This window comes from Serratia sp. CY47444, from assembly GCF_052168635.1.
Lineage (GTDB): Bacteria > Pseudomonadota > Gammaproteobacteria > Enterobacterales > Enterobacteriaceae > Serratia > Serratia bockelmannii.
Genome location: NZ_JBJNMH010000001.1, coordinates 789,285 through 803,726, shown reverse-complemented (window position 1 = coordinate 803,726; position 14,442 = coordinate 789,285). Strand labels below are relative to the sequence as shown.

17 protein-coding genes are annotated in these 14,442 nt (G+C 57.4%); 9 read left to right on the top strand and 8 right to left on the bottom strand.

Features of this window, described 5'->3' with window-relative positions; genetic code table 11:
* Positions 1 to 421 precede the first annotated feature (421 nt).
* The 3 genes from ACJ8IL_RS03655 (at position 422) to ACJ8IL_RS03645 (ending at position 1,367) form a co-directional block, all read left to right on the top strand.
* Complete coding sequence (locus ACJ8IL_RS03655; RefSeq protein ID WP_025303357.1) at positions 422 to 619, top strand: glycine zipper domain-containing protein; 198 nt, start codon at positions 422 to 424, stop codon at positions 617 to 619.
* 14 nt (positions 620 to 633) lie between these two features.
* Positions 634 to 882, top strand: coding sequence for a GlsB/YeaQ/YmgE family stress response membrane protein (locus ACJ8IL_RS03650; protein ID WP_004935146.1), 249 nt, complete (start codon positions 634 to 636; stop codon positions 880 to 882).
* A gap of 95 nt (positions 883 to 977) precedes the next feature.
* Positions 978 to 1,367: a YidB family protein gene (locus tag ACJ8IL_RS03645; RefSeq protein WP_025303356.1), complete on the top strand. Its 390-nt coding sequence runs from the start codon at positions 978 to 980 to the stop codon at positions 1,365 to 1,367.
* A gap of 3 nt (positions 1,368 to 1,370) precedes the next feature.
* Here the strand turns inward: ACJ8IL_RS03645 and ACJ8IL_RS03640 are convergent, their stop codons facing one another.
* Positions 1,371 to 2,303, bottom strand: a complete 933-nt coding sequence (locus ACJ8IL_RS03640) for a LysR family transcriptional regulator (protein ID WP_043140541.1) — start codon at positions 2,301 to 2,303, stop codon at positions 1,371 to 1,373.
* Between the two features lie 110 nt (positions 2,304 to 2,413).
* Between ACJ8IL_RS03640 and ACJ8IL_RS03635 the strand changes: the two genes are divergently transcribed.
* Complete coding sequence (locus tag ACJ8IL_RS03635) at positions 2,414 to 3,466, top strand: SDR family oxidoreductase (protein WP_060433450.1); 1,053 nt, start codon at positions 2,414 to 2,416, stop codon at positions 3,464 to 3,466.
* A 44-nt stretch (positions 3,467 to 3,510) separates the two neighbouring features.
* Here the strand turns inward: ACJ8IL_RS03635 and ACJ8IL_RS03630 are convergent, their stop codons facing one another.
* The 3 genes from ACJ8IL_RS03630 to ACJ8IL_RS03620 all read right to left on the bottom strand — a co-directional run bounded on the left by ACJ8IL_RS03630 (position 3,511) and on the right by ACJ8IL_RS03620 (position 5,769).
* Entirely contained in the window at positions 3,511 to 4,518 is a 1,008-nt protein-coding gene (locus ACJ8IL_RS03630; RefSeq protein ID WP_043140545.1) for an NAD(P)H-quinone oxidoreductase, read from the bottom strand.
* Between the two features lie 153 nt (positions 4,519 to 4,671).
* On the bottom strand, positions 4,672 to 4,881 hold the full coding sequence (locus ACJ8IL_RS03625; RefSeq protein WP_004935132.1) for a hypothetical protein: 210 nt from the start codon (positions 4,879 to 4,881) through the stop codon (positions 4,672 to 4,674).
* Positions 4,882 to 5,391: 510 nt separating this feature from the next.
* Complete coding sequence (locus ACJ8IL_RS03620) at positions 5,392 to 5,769, bottom strand: hypothetical protein (RefSeq protein WP_442516347.1); 378 nt, start codon at positions 5,767 to 5,769, stop codon at positions 5,392 to 5,394.
* Positions 5,770 to 6,144: 375 nt separating this feature from the next.
* Between ACJ8IL_RS03620 and cspE the strand changes: the two genes are divergently transcribed.
* Both cspE and dsrB read left to right on the top strand, forming a co-directional pair.
* Positions 6,145 to 6,357 (top strand): transcription antiterminator/RNA stability regulator CspE, encoded by a 213-nt coding sequence (gene cspE, locus ACJ8IL_RS03615; RefSeq protein WP_004935122.1) that lies wholly within the window; start codon positions 6,145 to 6,147, stop codon positions 6,355 to 6,357.
* A gap of 316 nt (positions 6,358 to 6,673) precedes the next feature.
* Positions 6,674 to 6,874, top strand: a complete 201-nt coding sequence (dsrB, locus tag ACJ8IL_RS03610) for a protein DsrB (RefSeq protein WP_004935117.1) — start codon at positions 6,674 to 6,676, stop codon at positions 6,872 to 6,874.
* A gap of 217 nt (positions 6,875 to 7,091) precedes the next feature.
* Here the strand turns inward: dsrB and rcsA are convergent, their stop codons facing one another.
* Complete coding sequence (gene rcsA / locus ACJ8IL_RS03605; RefSeq protein WP_033635078.1) at positions 7,092 to 7,721, bottom strand: transcriptional regulator RcsA; 630 nt, start codon at positions 7,719 to 7,721, stop codon at positions 7,092 to 7,094.
* A 795-nt stretch (positions 7,722 to 8,516) separates the two neighbouring features.
* Here rcsA and ACJ8IL_RS03600 point away from each other — a divergent pair.
* Positions 8,517 to 9,158 (top strand): GNAT family N-acetyltransferase, encoded by a 642-nt coding sequence (locus ACJ8IL_RS03600; protein ID WP_080352506.1) that lies wholly within the window; start codon positions 8,517 to 8,519, stop codon positions 9,156 to 9,158.
* Between the two features lie 12 nt (positions 9,159 to 9,170).
* Here ACJ8IL_RS03600 and ACJ8IL_RS03595 read toward each other — a convergent pair whose 3' ends face one another.
* On the bottom strand, positions 9,171 to 10,586 hold the full coding sequence (locus ACJ8IL_RS03595; protein ID WP_049296076.1) for a pyridoxal phosphate-dependent decarboxylase family protein: 1,416 nt from the start codon (positions 10,584 to 10,586) through the stop codon (positions 9,171 to 9,173).
* Between the two features lie 101 nt (positions 10,587 to 10,687).
* On the opposite strand from ACJ8IL_RS03595, the gene ACJ8IL_RS03590 reads away from it, so the two are divergent.
* Positions 10,688 to 11,563, top strand: a complete 876-nt coding sequence (locus ACJ8IL_RS03590; protein ID WP_164099744.1) for a LysR substrate-binding domain-containing protein — start codon at positions 10,688 to 10,690, stop codon at positions 11,561 to 11,563.
* Here the strand turns inward: ACJ8IL_RS03590 and ACJ8IL_RS03585 are convergent.
* The gene (locus ACJ8IL_RS03585; RefSeq protein WP_442516346.1) at positions 11,560 to 12,945 is read right to left on the bottom strand and encodes a CoA transferase; all 1,386 of its coding nucleotides are present in this window, start codon (positions 12,943 to 12,945) and stop codon (positions 11,560 to 11,562) included. The genes ACJ8IL_RS03590 and ACJ8IL_RS03585 overlap by 4 nt on opposite strands.
* Before the next feature lie 33 nt (positions 12,946 to 12,978).
* Complete coding sequence (locus ACJ8IL_RS03580) at positions 12,979 to 13,236, bottom strand: glycoside hydrolase (RefSeq protein ID WP_261427173.1); 258 nt, start codon at positions 13,234 to 13,236, stop codon at positions 12,979 to 12,981.
* Between the two features lie 433 nt (positions 13,237 to 13,669).
* Between ACJ8IL_RS03580 and ACJ8IL_RS03575 the strand changes: the two genes are divergently transcribed.
* Positions 13,670 to 14,368, top strand: a complete 699-nt coding sequence (locus ACJ8IL_RS03575) for an MgtC family protein (RefSeq protein ID WP_025303346.1) — start codon at positions 13,670 to 13,672, stop codon at positions 14,366 to 14,368.
* The last annotated feature ends 74 nt before the right edge of the window (positions 14,369 to 14,442 follow it).

Here is a 14,442-nt window from a genome sequence, read left to right as displayed (position 1 = left end):
AAAATAAAGACACAATTAAGCGCATCGCAAAAGTGACAACTGCTATGTAACCTTAATGAAACAGTAACGCGACGGAACCGTCCCAAACGGCGGCCAGTGCGTACAGTAGCGCGAGAATCAGGACAAAGGGGGCATTGAACATGGATGTTTCCTCCATGAGGATTTGTTTAAAGTTTAGCCTCTCGAGATGACGGTAGGATGAAGTTAGATCGTTTTTTGTACGGTGAAATTCAGACGGACGGAAATGGGTAAACCGCTGATTTTTTACTATAGTCATAGTGTGAAGTTGTGCGTTTGTCGGCGTACGCCTCTGCATTGAGCGGCAGCGGGCAGGTTGCCCAGAGCAAGATCGCGGAGCGGACGGCGCCTGGCGCGAAACATGTGACGAGATTCTCAGAGGGTTGGTCTGTAAGGATTTGACATGTCATATGAAAATGACGAACTAAACGGTGTTGAGCAACCGAGCGACTACGTGAAAGCCACCGCCTGCGAAGTGCGCAGCGGTGTAAAAGCGGCGCTCGAGCAATCATGTGCCTGCCTTAAGGATAACCCTTGGGCGGGGATAGGCGCCGGCGCCGTCGTGGGCCTGGTAATAGGATTTCTGTTAGGCAAAAGGTAATAGGGAGAGTAAAGATGGGCATCATTTCCTGGATCATTTTTGGTTTAATCGCCGGTATCCTGGCCAAGTGGATTATGCCGGGCAAAGACGGCGGCGGCTTTATTGTGACCGTTATATTGGGGATCGTGGGCGCCGTCGTCGGCGGCTATATCAGCACCTTCTTCGGTATGGGCCGCGTTGACGGTTTTAACCTGGGCAGCTTTGTGGTGGCGGTAATCGGTGCCCTGGTGGTGCTTTTTGTCTACAGGAAGATCAAAGGCTAAGCAGCCGTTGCTCAACAGGGTCGCCGCGGCGGCCCTTTTTCGTGAAATCAATCCGGCGGTGCGGCGCGGGCCGTACCGGCTGAAAGGGGAATATCATGGGGCTGTTCGATAGCGTATTGGGTAACATTCTGGGCGGCGGCGCCAACGGTAAAGGCATCGACTACATCGCCATTATGCAGTGGGTTGAGCAACAAGGCGGCCTACAGGCCATTTTGGACAAATTCCGTCAGGGGCAGTTCGGCGATATCGTCGGTTCCTGGCTCGGCAATGGCGAAAATCAGCAGATTACCGGCGATCATGTGCAGCAGGCGTTGGGTAGCGATGCGATCAACCAACTGGCTGAAAAGCTGGGTATCGATCCTGCACAAGCCTCCAGCACCATTGCACAGTTCTTGCCAACGGTCGCGGATGCCGCCTCGCCAAATGGTGAAGTGCAGCAAGACAGCAACGAACTGGGCGACATGGTCGGCAAACTGTTCAAATAATGATTAGGCTCCCGGCATCTGGCCGGGAGCATTCACTCCGCTAATTCCCTCGATCGCCGTCAACGCTTGCTGCAGATGCGCCACCCAGGCGCGCACTTTCTCCGGAATAAATCGTAAGGCGGGATAGACCGCGTGCAGCGCCATGGGCGGGTAGCGGTATTCCGGCAAAACGGGCACCAGCGCCCCCGTCGCCAGCTGCTCGGCGATTAAAGGCCGTTGGGCGCCGCCGATACCCACTCCAGCCTCGATGGCGGCCAGCAGCGATAGCGTATTGTTGGCGCGGAACGTGGGCCGCAGAGCAACCATCTCGGGGCCGTGCGGCCCGAACAGAGTGAGCGTATCGCCGTCGTTCAAACCGCTATAACGAATGTGCGCATGTTTCGCCAACTCCGCCGGCGAACGGGGCGTGCCATGCTTGTCCAGATAGGCCGGCGATGCCACCAGCAGGCGTTGCAGCTCGCCCAAACGTTTCGCCACCATGCCGGGCGCATGGAGTTCACCGAAGCGCAGCGCCACGTCGATGCCTTCGCCGATCACGTCGGCGCGACGATCGTCCAGCAGCAGTTCGATGGCGAGGTTCGGATGACGTTGCTGGAAAGCGATGGCCAGCGGTGTGACGTGCAACTGCCCGAATCCGGTAGGGGCGTGGATGCGCAGATTGCCCTGCAACTGGTGGTGCTGGTCGTGCAGTGCGTCTTCCGCTTCGTCGACCGCCGCCAGAATCGGTTTGAGGCGCTGATAATAACCGCTGCCGGCATCGGTCAGCGTGACCGCCCGGGTGCTGCGAAACAGCAGCTGGGCCCCCAGTTGCTGCTCCAGGCCGGCGATTTGCTGACTGACCGCCGGCTGCGTCAAACGCAGATCGCGAGCGGCGGCCGACAGGCTGCCCAGTTCGGCCACTCGCATAAAGGTTTTCATTGCGTTCAGCTTATCCATGTCGATCTTGCCTATAGATTTTTCTTATAAGTGTTAGTGAAAATCCTCTTCTACCGCAAGTATTACTAATCAATAACACTCAGGGTATCGATAACCTGAGGAGTGGCAAGATGAATGCAAAGCGACAGGCATTGGTGATCGGCGCCAATGGCGTGATTGGGCGCCGATTGATTGAGGAGCTGATTGATCAAGGTTGGCAAGTGGTGGGCGTCTCGCGCCGGGGGGGCGAACCGGCATCTGGGGTGCGCCACCTTCAGGTTGATCTGCTGGATGCGGCGGCGACGCGGGACGCGCTGCGGCCGCTGAGCGCGATTAGCCACGTTTTCTATGCCGCCTATCAGGATGCGCCGGACTGGGCGGGGCTGGTGGCGCCCAATCTGCAGATGTTGCAACACGTCGTCGAGGGGCTGGAGCCGGTCGCGCCGGCGTTGGAGCATATCAGCCTGATGCAGGGCTATAAGGTGTACGGCGCGCATTTGGGGCCGTTTAAAACGCCGGCGCGCGAAAGCGACGCCGGGCATATGCCGCCGGAGTTTAACGTGGCGCAGCAGCAGTATCTGGCGCTGTGCCAGGCAGGCAAGCGATGGCGTTGGAGCGCCATTCGTCCGAGCGTGGTGGGGGGCTTCTCTCTTGGCAATCCGATGAACCTGGCGTTGAGCATCGCGGTTTATGCCTCAATCAGTAAAGCGCTCGGGTTGCCGCTGCGCTTTCCCGGTAAGCCAGGCGCTTACCACAGTCTGCTGGAAATGACCGACGCCGGGCTGTTGGCGCGCGCCACGCTTTGGGCGGCGACCGAGCCGGCGGCGGCCAATCAGGCGTTTAATATCAACAACGGCGATCTCTTTCGCTGGAGCGAGATGTGGCCGAAAATCGCCGCTTACTTCGGGCTGGAATGCGCGCCGCCGCTGCCGATGCCGCTGGAGAGCACGATGGCGGACAAAGCGCCGCTGTGGCGAGAGCTGGTGCAACGGCACCAATTGACCGAACCGGACTATCGCGCGGTGGCCGGCTGGCGTTTCGCCGACTTCGTCTTTTCCTGGGACTATGACATGTTCGCGGATGGCAGCAAGGCGCGGCGTTTCGGTTTCCATCAGTTTGTCGAAACCGAAGCCATGTTTTTCTCGCTGTTCGAGGAGTTCCGCCGCCGCCGCATCATTCCCTGAGCGTGGCATCGGTTTCCCCGCAGCACAGGCTGCGGGGAATGGCCTCAGAACGTCAGCATGATCTTGCCGATGTGCTCGCTGGACTCCATCAGCGTATGCGCGGCGGCGGCCTGCTCAAGCGGGAAGGTTTTAAAAATTTGCGGTTTCAGCACGCCGCGCTCCAGCAGCGGCCAAACCTTCTCGCGCAGCTCGGCGGCAATCAGTGCTTTGTCCGCCACGCTGCGCGAGCGCAGCGTCGACCCGGTATGGGTCAGGCGTTTCAACAGCAGCGGCATCAGATTGAGCTCTTTTACCACGCCGTTTTGCGTGCCGATTTGCACGATGCGGCCTTCCATCGCCGCAGCCTGATAGTTTTTGGCGACATAATCGCCGGCGATCAGGTCGACGATGACGTCGGCGCCTTTGCCGTTGGTGGCGTCTTTGGTGCGTGCGACAAAGTCTTCGCTGCGGTAATTAATCGCCACGTCGGCGCCCAGCGCCAGGCTGGCCTGACGTTTCTCTTCGGATCCGACGGTGGTGATCACCTGGGCGCAGAAGGCCTTCGCCAACATGGTGGCGACCGTGCCGATACCGGAGGTGCCACCATGGATCAACACGGTTTCGCCGGCTTTGAGATGACCGCGCTGGAACACGTTGACCCAGACGGTAAAGAAGGTTTCCGGCAGTGCGGCGGCCTCGGTCAGGCTCAGACCCGCCGGTACCGGTAGCGCATTGCTTTCATGCACGGTGCAGTATTCCGCATAGCCCCCCCCGGCGATAAGGGCGCAAACCCGATCGCCGAGCGCGAAGTGGGTCACGCCTTCACCGATGGCCACCACTTCGCCGGCAATTTCCAGGCCGGGGATATCCGAGGCGCCGGGCGGTGGCGCATAGTTCCCCTGGCGCTGCAGCACGTCGGGGCGGTTAACGCCAGCGGCGGCGATTTTCACCAGCAGTTCGCCCGCCTGTGGCTCGGGTACCGGGCGTTCGGTGACAACCAGAACCTCGGGGGCGCCCGGTTGGCTAATCTCAATCGCTTTCATCGTGCCGGGCTGCGCTGCATTTGTTGACATGGTCACTCTCCTCATCGTGGCGGACGTGGTTATCAGGCTGAACGCCCGCAATAAAGTCTGCTGTTAGCTTAGCGAAATCGAAGGAGGTGCGCGTGGTCGAATAGAGCGGTTTTGCGAGGAGGAGAGGACGCCGCCGCGATGGGCGGCTGGATATCAATCGTTAGGGGGGATGCGGAAGCCTTTCAACGAGACGATAAAATGTTCTTTCCCTTTGGAGATCTTGGCGCCTTTATCGCACCACAGGCTGGCAAGCTGGAAGAAGTCATCGCTGCCGATATCGTAGGCCAGTTCGATTTTCTTGGCTGTGCCGGCGCGGATGAGCTTTTCTGCTTCCTGATGGTTTGCAGCTTTAATTATGGTCATGGGCGAAATCCTTGGTGTTAAGCCAGAGCGGATAATCGCGAATCATCATATGGCCATAGTGTGACAATTTTGTGATGAAAACATGACGGTCCACGAAGGTGCGGCGTGCGGCGTGCCGCGCCTTCGCGGTGAAAATGCGTTATCGATTACCGATCGTGCGGGCGAACGAATGTGCTTTTTTTCTGAGATTTGAAATGCTTATAGAGCGAATAGCCCGCAATGCTGGCTAAGACAGCCAAGAGGGCAAGGGATCCTGTGGCCATGAACATCACCTCCGAATAAGAATGGCAAGGAGGCGTATTTGTGACATTCATCACTTTACGGGGCAATGAGAGCAATCTGTAATCGGGAAACTGGCATGAGGGAGGAGCAAAAAAAAAGCGCCTATAGGGAGGCGCATAAAGATTTGCAACACAGCTTGTTGTGTTCAACACCAGGAGGAGTGGTGAACTGGCGCTATTCTATGCAGCAGCGAGGGCGGCTGATATAGGTATTACTCCGAAAGCGGCGCTACCACTCATAGCCCAACTGGATGTTGTAATCGGGATCCTGGTTGGTGGAGTAAGGATCGGATTGGCGGCGGCGATCGGTTTTCTTCACCGGGCCTTCATACGCGGGATAAGGTTTGGTGCGCGGTTTGCTGCAGCCCGGATGATCGCATTCGATATCGACGCGAAAGCCGTTCTTGTCGCGTGCCTCTGCCCAGGTAATCGGCAGTTTCGCCGCCTTAGGGGCTGGCCCTGACGGTGCTGTCGGCTTGGGAGCGGGAGTCACGCTGGGTTCTGGAGCTTGATAATTCAGCTCCAGTGCACTCTGCGGAGCGCTGTAAGCGGCAAAGGCCAGCAGGGCGGCGGCACTGGCAGTTGGTAAGGTAAGCCATCTCGGCATGATGAATCTCCCTGAATGATTTCTGTAGGCAACTATAAAACAGCAGAACGAGAATTACTATCATTTACCTTGGCTGTTACGGGGGGCCAGGCGGTGATTCTATCGACCGACAGGGTCAAATCCTGTGCGTTTAGCCGAGATTCACGCCCCATCACGGCGAAAAAGGTTGCTATTGCCGCTCGCTCATGAGTTAATGATGTCGGCCTGTGGTACAGACCTATTTATGCACGACATTTTGAGTAAAGTAGTTCAAATTTAAAGCGTTATCCCGGATAGCCCTTCTCTGACGAATTTCCTTTCCAGTGCCTCCATAAGTAACTGATGACCGGCTATCTCGCCCATGGCGGCTAACATTATTATTGAAGGAAATTAGACATGTCCAACATGATCAAAGGTCAAGTGAAGTGGTTCAACGAAGCTAAAGGTTTTGGTTTCATCACCCCAGCAGACGGCAGCAAAGACGTATTCGTACACTTCTCTGCTATCCAGGATCAAGGCTTCAAGACCCTGGCTGAAGGCCAGAACGTACAGTTCTCTATCGAGAACGGTGCGAAAGGTCCATCTGCGGCTAACGTTACCGCTATCTAATTGGCGTCTACCGCTGATTGAAAAGAACCCGCTGCGGCGGGTTTTTTTATGCCTGCAATTTGGCAGCGCGTAAAAAAAGCCCGCAAGTCTGCGGGCAAAAGTTCCTTGTTACTTCATTTGCGAGCGCTTCTCTGGGGGGGAAACGCCTGAAGACAGGCTACGCGAGACCGGCTTAAGATTCTGCGGCCAAACCGTTAAGAAAGTGAAAATCCAGGCGGCTGCTACGCTGATAGCAGAGGCCGGCAGGGCTGGAGTGGTGTCCATCGCCCTCGCTTTTGTAATACACTGACGGCAATCGCAAATAATGGGGAAGGGTATGCAGGTTAACGATCGAGTGACGGTAAAAACAGACGGAGGCCCGCGGCGTGAAGGCGTGATTTTGGCCGTAGAGGTGTTCAACGAAGGCACCATGTATCTGGTTTCTCTTGACGACTACCCGGCGGGCGTATGGTTTTTTAATGAAATCGACAGCCGTGACGGCACGTTTGTGGAGCCCTGCCGCGAGCACGGGCAGTAACTTAGGTTAATCTCATTAATTTGCTAATGAAATTGTCCATTTTGAGATTATTTCATTGCGGTAAGATTTTTTTTATCGGCGGCAAAAAAATACCCGTTGCGCTAGCGGGGGATAACGCAGCAGGTATTTTTTTGTGGTTCCAGCGGCTGCTATCCAGATGACATTATCACCGGGTATTTAACGGCTGGTAAAACAGAGCGGGGGCGTTCTCTGTGGTTCAGCGGCTATTGACGAATATTCCACTGGTCAATGTATCGGTCAAACGAACAACGTGATAAATGATCTGCTTGTTGTGCGTTTTTATTTTCCGCTTGATGTTTCCCTTGTGGGAAGAGACCGTTTTGGCCTTTATTTGCATCTGGTCTGATATCTGGATGGTGCCTTGACCGGACATCCACATGCGTAACATGTTCGATTCGGTCTGGCTCAGCGTTACCGGCGTTTGGTCCAGAGAGGATTTCTCCGCCCGTAGGGACGTTCTCTCGAGATAGTGACTAAGTAGCTGATTCATAGTCTCTGGTTTGATGGATTTTGACGATATGATGACGTTCTTGCGAACATATAAATAATCGTCGAAATGTACGTTGGTAATAGCCATGAAGATGAAGAATAACGTATCCGGGTGCAGTGAAATCACCCGTTTTATTCGCTCAGTGGCGTTTGCTTCGTGGATGAAGCAGTCCTCGTTAATAAACACCAGGCTCGGATTCAACTTGCTGCATTTTTCATGCAGGCTGTCAATATCCTCGATGGCATTAATATGGCGTTTTTTCACGCCATGCGAAGTCAGATAGTCGGTTAATCCCAATCTGGTATAGCTACATGAATCCATGATGATCGTTGGCATATCGCACCCCCACTTAAATCCGTTTTACTGCGGTAATATGAGAAAAAGCCTAAAAAGCCGAAAGGCAAAAATGGAGCAATAATTCAGTGTAGCGAGTGTTCTATCAATAAACACGACGGCACTCAATGATATTTTCATACTAAACTTATTAATCACATGAATCTATAAGTTTGGCTTAAGTCAGAGAGATTTGCTGCTCGCTCGGAGTCGACGCGAGCTACCTGATTTGCGCTTGGCACCCGTGCTTGCTGGCATTGCTTGCCGAGATTCTGTTCATCATGTCACGAAACAAAATTTTAGTTTGCTAGGAAAAGTCTTAAAAAAAATTCATGTGTTGGTTTTTTGAAGTTTTCCAGTGCGATTCTTGAGCGCTCAAAAAGTGTTCTCTTGATTGTTTTGTCTTTTTAATCATAAAAATCATTATGTTGAATCTTTTGCCCCCTAGACTGCTAATGATAATCACTTCTTTTTTTATCATAACAACCAACAAAAGTTAACGTCATAGCTGAAATGTGTAGCTTAATTGTTGCTATAAATCACCGTTTTACAATGGGTTATCTGGATATTTATTTCGCTTGAAATAATTTTGGTGAATATTTACCGGTGATTGAGTTGTTTTTCTAAACTATCATCCTGTTGCTCGCGCCAGCGGGGTGGGGGGCAGGTCGGAGTTGTCTCTGGCCCGCGTTGGTTTTAACTTGCCTCTCCACCTTTCAAAAACAGGATGTCGCGGTGAGACAGAATCAGTATGGGCAGCCGATAGGTGAGGCCCTTCCTCATTGGCAGCCGGCAGGCATACCCGGGCACACGCCGCTGCAAGGGCGGTTTTGCCGCCTCGAACCGCTTAACCTCGCGCGCTGGGGGGATGCGCTTTATCAGGCTTACCAAACCGCTGAGGACGATCGTGACTGGACCTATCTGTTTTGGGAACGGCCGCAGTCGCACGCAGATTTCCAGCGTTATCTTCAGGCGCAGGTGTCCAGCGCAGACAGAAACACGATGGTGGTGATCGATCAGACGAACGGGCACGCCGTGGGAACCTGCGCTTTTTTACGCATCGATCCTGGCAACGGCGTGGCCGAACTGGGCACCATCAACTGGTCGCCGCTGATGAAGCGCAGTGCGCTGGGCAGCGAGGCGATTTTCTTGATGCTGCGGCATCTTTTCGACGATCTTGGCTACCGGCGCTGCGAATGGAAATGCGATAGCCTCAATCTGCCTTCACGCCAGGCCGCCGAGCGCTTGGGTTTCCGCTATGAAGGCACGTTCCGCCAGGCCGTCGTTGTTAAAGGACGCTCGCGCGACACCGACTGGCTGTCGATCGTTGATGGAGAATGGCCGGCACGATACGCGGCGTTTGCCGCCTGGCTGTCGCCGGATAACATCAGCGAAGACGGGCGGCAAGAACGTCGTTTGCAGGCCTTCCAACGCGGGTAATCGCCGCGCGTGTTAGGCCGTTTCCGCCAGGCAATGGCGCAGCGAGTCCAACGTCAAGCGGATGTCCTGTTCCTCTGTCATCCAGTTGACCAGCGCGGCGCGGATCCCCGGCTGGCCGTTGTAACGCGTAGGGGTGCAACGCACCACGCCATGCCGGCTAAGGCGTTCGAGAAAGCGATCGCGCGCCGCTTCGCTCTCACCCTGTGGATGACTGAGGGCGAAGCACACCACGTTCAAATTCACCGGCGCCAGCAGATGGAAACCGTCATCGGCCGCTAACGCCGCCCCCAGCGCCTGCGCCAGTTCGACGTTGCGCTCGACGATATCTCGTATACCGCTGCGGCCATAGGCTTTCAGCGTCAGCCAAAGCGGCAAGGCGCGGAAGCGGCGCGAATTTTCTGGCGTCAGATGCAGATAGTTGTCTGGCCGCAGCGTCGGTGCTTCCAGGTAAGCCGAATGGTTCTGAAATACCTGCATTTGCAGATCCAAATGGCGGGTAAATTGGATCGCGCTGTCATAAGGCACATTCAGCCATTTATGCGCATCGACGGTGATGGAATCGGCATGCTGCCAGCCCTCGAGCTTTGAGGCGTATAGCGGTGAGCAGGCCGCCACGCCGCCGAATGCCGCATCGACATGCAGCCAAAATGGATAACGCTCCCGCAGCGCCAGCAGCTGCGGCAGATCGTCGAAAGCGACAGTGTTGACCGTACCGGCGCTGGCCAGTACCAACGTTGGCTGGCCAGCCCCGGCGGCGAGCTGCCGCGCCAGCGCTTCCATATCCATGGCTTCAGACTCCGGCAGGCTGGCGACGATCGTCAACGCCTCGCGGCCGATGCCGAGCATGCTGAGCGCCTTCACGCTGCTGGAATGCGGATTGGCCGCCAATACCCGGATGGGGCCCAGCGCCGCCAGGCCTTGTTGGGCGATATCCACGCCTTGCTGTTGTCCCAACCACTGCCGGCCAATGGCCAACCCGGTGAAATTGGCCATGGTCGCGCCGCTGACCAGGCTGCCGCTGAACGTTTCCGGCAGGCCCAGCAGGGATTTCAACTGCGTCACGGCCGCCAGCTCGATCGTGGCTGCAATGGTATCATGGCTGAGCAGGCTATTTTGGTCTGTCACGCTAACCAGCCAGTCCGCTGCGACCGCCGCCGGGGTGCCGCCACCGGTGACGAAGCCGAAATAACGCGGGCCGGCGCTGGCGGAAATGCCGGCCTGATAACGTTGCCAAAAGCGCTCCAGCGCTGCCAGGGCGCCTTCGCCGTTTTCCTCCAACCGATCGTCGCCCGGTTGCAGCTGCTGATGCTCGAGCGGTGGGCAGACCGAGCGTTGCTGCAGCCCGGCCAGGAAATCCTCCGCCAACTGGCGGGTGTGGTCGAGGATCTGCGGAAACTGCGCGAGGTCCTGTTGTAAACGTGGGTGCATGGTGGCTCCGAAAGCGTCAGGGATGATGGGGTAAACATAGAACATTTGCCTGCCGCTCAAAATCGATGAAAAATAACCTTTTTGGATAGCCTGGTTAACCAATGATGAATGAACGCATTCCCTTGCATGTCTTGCCGACCTTTGCGATCGCCGCCAGGTTGGAAAATTTGCGCGCTGCGGCGCAACAGGTGCATTTGACGCACGGCGCGGTCAGCCAGCAAATTCAGTTGCTGGAGCAGGCGGTCGGCTATCCGCTGTTTGAACGGCGCGGGCGCGGTGTACGCCTGAATGCCGCCGGGCGAGAGTTGTTGGCGGCGGTAGAGCCGGCGCTGCAGGCACTGCTGCAGGGCGTCGCCCGCGCCCGGCGTGCGGCGACAAGCCAGACGCTGCGTATCAGCGTGTTGCCGTCTTTTGCCCATTATTGGCTGTTGCCGCGTCTGCCTGCTTTTCATGAGGCCTGCGCCGATATTGCGCTGGATATTGATGCGTCGCTGGCGCTGCAGGATCTGTCGCAGCGAGGGTTCGATGCGGCGATCCGTATCGGCAGCGGTCAATGGACGGGGCTGCAGGCGCAGCGCATCGCGTCGGGTGACGTGCTGCCGGTCGCTTCGCCGGATATGGCGCGAGAATGGAGGGCGGCGTTCGAGAACGGTGGCGATATTCCGTTGCTCGAGCACGACGTCAGTCCTTGGCGCGACTGGTTCAACGCGCAGGGGCGGCCGTTATGCGGGCGACAACAGGCGTTATTCAACGATGCCGGATTGTTGATTCGCGCGGCGGAGCAAGGGTTTGGCATCGCGTTGGCGAAAAAGCTGCTGGTGCAGGATGCGCTTGACGCGGGGAGACTGGTGGCGTTGGCCGCGCCCCGTCGTCTGAGCGATGACGACGTTTACCTGGTGTGGCCGCAGACCGCCGGGTTGACGCCGGCGGTTACCCGCTTGCTGCAGTGGCTTCAGCGACAGTTGGCGGCGATTTAGCGGCGTAGCCATTCCGGTTGCGAGGTGCCGAGCGTAGTCGCCGGCAGCGCCCATTGCAGCGCCGTACCCTGCAGGCTTAACGGGGCGCGCAGGCGTTGCGCGGCCCCCCAGTAAGTCAGTTCTGTTTCCGGGTTCTCGTCGGCGGGGCCGGCCGGTGCCAGCGGTTCCGGTCGATAATCTGCCGAACAGGGGTGCGCTAGCAGCAGTTGCGCCGTGCGCGCCAGCGACAGCCGCGCGTGGTAGCCGGTACCGCGGCTCAGGCGCTGTGTCATACCGGTCAGCACCGCTGCCGCCATCAAATAGCCGGTGGCGTGATCCAGAGCCTGTACCGGCAGCGGCACCGGCAAACTGGCGCTGCGCCAAACCATACCCGCCTCCGCCAACCCGCAGCTCATCTGTACCAGGCTGTCGAAACCGCGCCGGGTCCGCCACGGCCCGCTCCAGCCGTAGGCATTCAGGCAGACGTCGATCAGGCCCGGCGCCAGCGCGCGTCTTTCCTCCGCGCCATAGCCCAATTTCTCCAACGCACCGGCACGGTAGCCGTGCACGAGCACGTCGGTGTTTTTCAGCAGATGTTCAAACGTATGGCGATCGCGCGCATTGGTCAGGTTGAGGCGTGCGCTGCGCTTGCCCAGCATCACCTCGTGCTCGACGCCGGGTTCATCCCAGCCGTAGGGATCGATGCGCAGCACGTCGGCGCCCAAACCGGCAAGAAAACGGGTGGCGATCGGCCCGGCGAGAATGCGCGTCAGATCCAGCACCCGCACGCCGTGCAGCGGCCGGGCGACGGGTAGCGCCCAGCCCGGCGGTGGCGCTTCCGGCTGCAGCGAGGCGTGGATAAGCGGTTCGAGCGCTACGCTTTTGCCTTGAATATGTTGTCGCCACGCGGCCGCCGAGCGCATTTGGGCCGCGCAGCCGCCGGCCTCGATCACGGCTTCCTCCAGCTCGCTTTTTTTCCAGTCCAGCACACGTTCCGCCAGCGTGCCTTTATCCGATGCCGAACCCAGCACCTGTTCCACCGCTCGCCGATGGTGCGGCGCATTGGTATGCAGACGTATCCAGCCATCCGCCGTCGCGTAGTCGCCGGCCAGTGCGTCCCAGGTCGCAGGCAGCGTCCATCCCAGCGGCCGCAGCGTCCAGCCAAACCAGAGCGAGGCCAGGCGTTGATCTATCCAGACCTGCGGCGCGTCGGCGGCCTCGCAGCGAAGCAACTCGGCGCAGGCCAAACCGGCGGCGCTCCAGGCGGCGGTCGCCAATTCTGTGACGGGAAAAGCCGAAGGCAATGCGCCGACGCCGCTAACGGTTAACCGGTCGGTAGGGGCGGGACGCTGTCCCAGGCTTTGCCAAATCTCGTCGAGCAGAGTGTGGATCAGAGGCGTCATCGGCCACTCCTTACGGGTTGTCGGAAATATAGCCTAGCGTAGCCCACCGCCGGCGACCTTGCTAAGGCGTAACGTCGAATGTGCGGCCGTCGGCCAGTTTGGCGCGCAGGCTGTGGGCCGCGATGACAGTGAAAGGCTGCGCGTAAAGTTGGCGGCCAGCGTCGAACCGTCGCTGAAGGTCGTCTGCTGCACCCAGCCGTCCCGATCGAGCCAGCGGAAGTCCAACAACGCTTTGTCCCACAGAGCCTGATGCAGCGGCCGGAAGGCGGCGTTGGTGCCCAATGTTGGCACCTTCTATTTGTGACATCGAAATATAATCGCCGTATTCCAGTTTATTTTTCGTTTAATAAATTAGCCTTTACTTCATTATCCGACGTCACTATACTCAGCCAAAATTTCGGTGGAGAAACCCAATTGGACAGTTGTAGTTGTAATAAAACAAATAAGGCAAGCTGACCAATTCTCTTCTGATTTGTTGCTTGCCGTTATCGGCGGGCAGCACCCCTCTCCAGTTATTTCTGAGCTGTGCATACCCGAGTAATAAACGTTTCCTGATGCCTGACGGTTTCAGGTGAATCGAGTTGGACGTTATTATGGTATTTTGCAGCCACAGCCTTTTCCCTCCAGGCACGACACGCTGATTCGCTGATTTATTTTCAGCGCGCTTTCGCGTGTGCTAAACAGCACATGATTTTATCTCCTGCGGTTAATTAAGGGGACAGTCATGGCTATGACTCCTTTCGTTTTAAATTTATTGCTGGCGATGTGCCTGGGTGCGGTCATTGGCGCCGAGCGCCAGTGGCGCCAACGCATGGCCGGCCTGCGCACCAATGCGCTGGTGGCGACCGGTGCGGCGGTCTTTATTCTCAGCTCCATGTCCACCGATCCGGCCAGCGCCGGCCGGGTGGCTGCGCAGATCGTATCCGGTATCGGTTTCCTCGGCGCCGGCGTTATCATGCGTGAAGGGCTGAACATTCGCGGCCTTAACACCGCCGCTACGCTGTGGTGTTCGGCGGGGATCGGCGTCCTGTGCGGCCTGGGCCAGCATTGGGATGCGGTGGTTGCTACGCTGGTGATCCTGTGCGCCAATATCCTGCTGCGCGAAGCCGCGCAGCGTATCAATCTGCAGCCGCACCAGCAGGCAACCGATCTGGAACTGTGCTATCGCATTCAGGTGACCTGCGGCGAGCAGGACGAAATTCTGGTGCGCACCCTGATTCTGCAGGCGCTGAACGGCGTGGCCTTGCGGCTGCAATCCTTGCGCAGCGCCGATATCTCCAGCCCGGGGCAATTGGAAGTGTGCGCGGAAATTACCGCCACGCCGGCCGCGCAAAAAGAAATTGAGGGTATTGTCTGCCGCGTCAGCCTGGAGAAAAGCGTGAGTGCCGTTCGCTGGCGCGTCGCGTCCGAATTACCGGTCTGATTAATTATATAAATATTTATTAACTTGATTATATGCTCAGGTTATTCGGGCTCGCCTGAATAACGCGGAGCATT

What these genes read in the sequence shown, in the direction of transcription:
- ACJ8IL_RS03585 (WP_442516346.1), bottom strand. Translation starts at nt 12,945, where the DNA reads ATGACGCCTCTGATCCACACTCTGCTCGACGAGATTTGGCAAAGCCTG.
- ACJ8IL_RS03640 (WP_043140541.1), bottom strand. Translation starts at nt 2,303, where the DNA reads ATGGATAAGCTGAACGCAATGAAAACCTTTATGCGAGTGGCCGAACTG.
- ACJ8IL_RS03630 (WP_043140545.1), bottom strand. Translation starts at nt 4,518, where the DNA reads ATGTCAACAAATGCAGCGCAGCCCGGCACGATGAAAGCGATTGAGATT.
- ACJ8IL_RS03590 (WP_164099744.1), top strand. Translation starts at nt 10,688, where the DNA reads ATGATGAATGAACGCATTCCCTTGCATGTCTTGCCGACCTTTGCGATC.
- rcsA (WP_033635078.1), bottom strand. Translation starts at nt 7,721, where the DNA reads ATGCCAACGATCATCATGGATTCATGTAGCTATACCAGATTGGGATTA.
- ACJ8IL_RS03620 (WP_442516347.1), bottom strand. Translation starts at nt 5,769, where the DNA reads ATGCCGAGATGGCTTACCTTACCAACTGCCAGTGCCGCCGCCCTGCTG.
- dsrB (WP_004935117.1), top strand. Translation starts at nt 6,674, where the DNA reads ATGCAGGTTAACGATCGAGTGACGGTAAAAACAGACGGAGGCCCGCGG.
- ACJ8IL_RS03635 (WP_060433450.1), top strand. Translation starts at nt 2,414, where the DNA reads ATGAATGCAAAGCGACAGGCATTGGTGATCGGCGCCAATGGCGTGATT.
- ACJ8IL_RS03645 (WP_025303356.1), top strand. Translation starts at nt 978, where the DNA reads ATGGGGCTGTTCGATAGCGTATTGGGTAACATTCTGGGCGGCGGCGCC.
- ACJ8IL_RS03650 (WP_004935146.1), top strand. Translation starts at nt 634, where the DNA reads ATGGGCATCATTTCCTGGATCATTTTTGGTTTAATCGCCGGTATCCTG.
- ACJ8IL_RS03625 (WP_004935132.1), bottom strand. Translation starts at nt 4,881, where the DNA reads ATGACCATAATTAAAGCTGCAAACCATCAGGAAGCAGAAAAGCTCATC.
- ACJ8IL_RS03575 (WP_025303346.1), top strand. Translation starts at nt 13,670, where the DNA reads ATGGCTATGACTCCTTTCGTTTTAAATTTATTGCTGGCGATGTGCCTG.
- ACJ8IL_RS03655 (WP_025303357.1), top strand. Translation starts at nt 422, where the DNA reads ATGTCATATGAAAATGACGAACTAAACGGTGTTGAGCAACCGAGCGAC.
- ACJ8IL_RS03595 (WP_049296076.1), bottom strand. Translation starts at nt 10,586, where the DNA reads ATGCACCCACGTTTACAACAGGACCTCGCGCAGTTTCCGCAGATCCTC.
- cspE (WP_004935122.1), top strand. Translation starts at nt 6,145, where the DNA reads ATGTCCAACATGATCAAAGGTCAAGTGAAGTGGTTCAACGAAGCTAAA.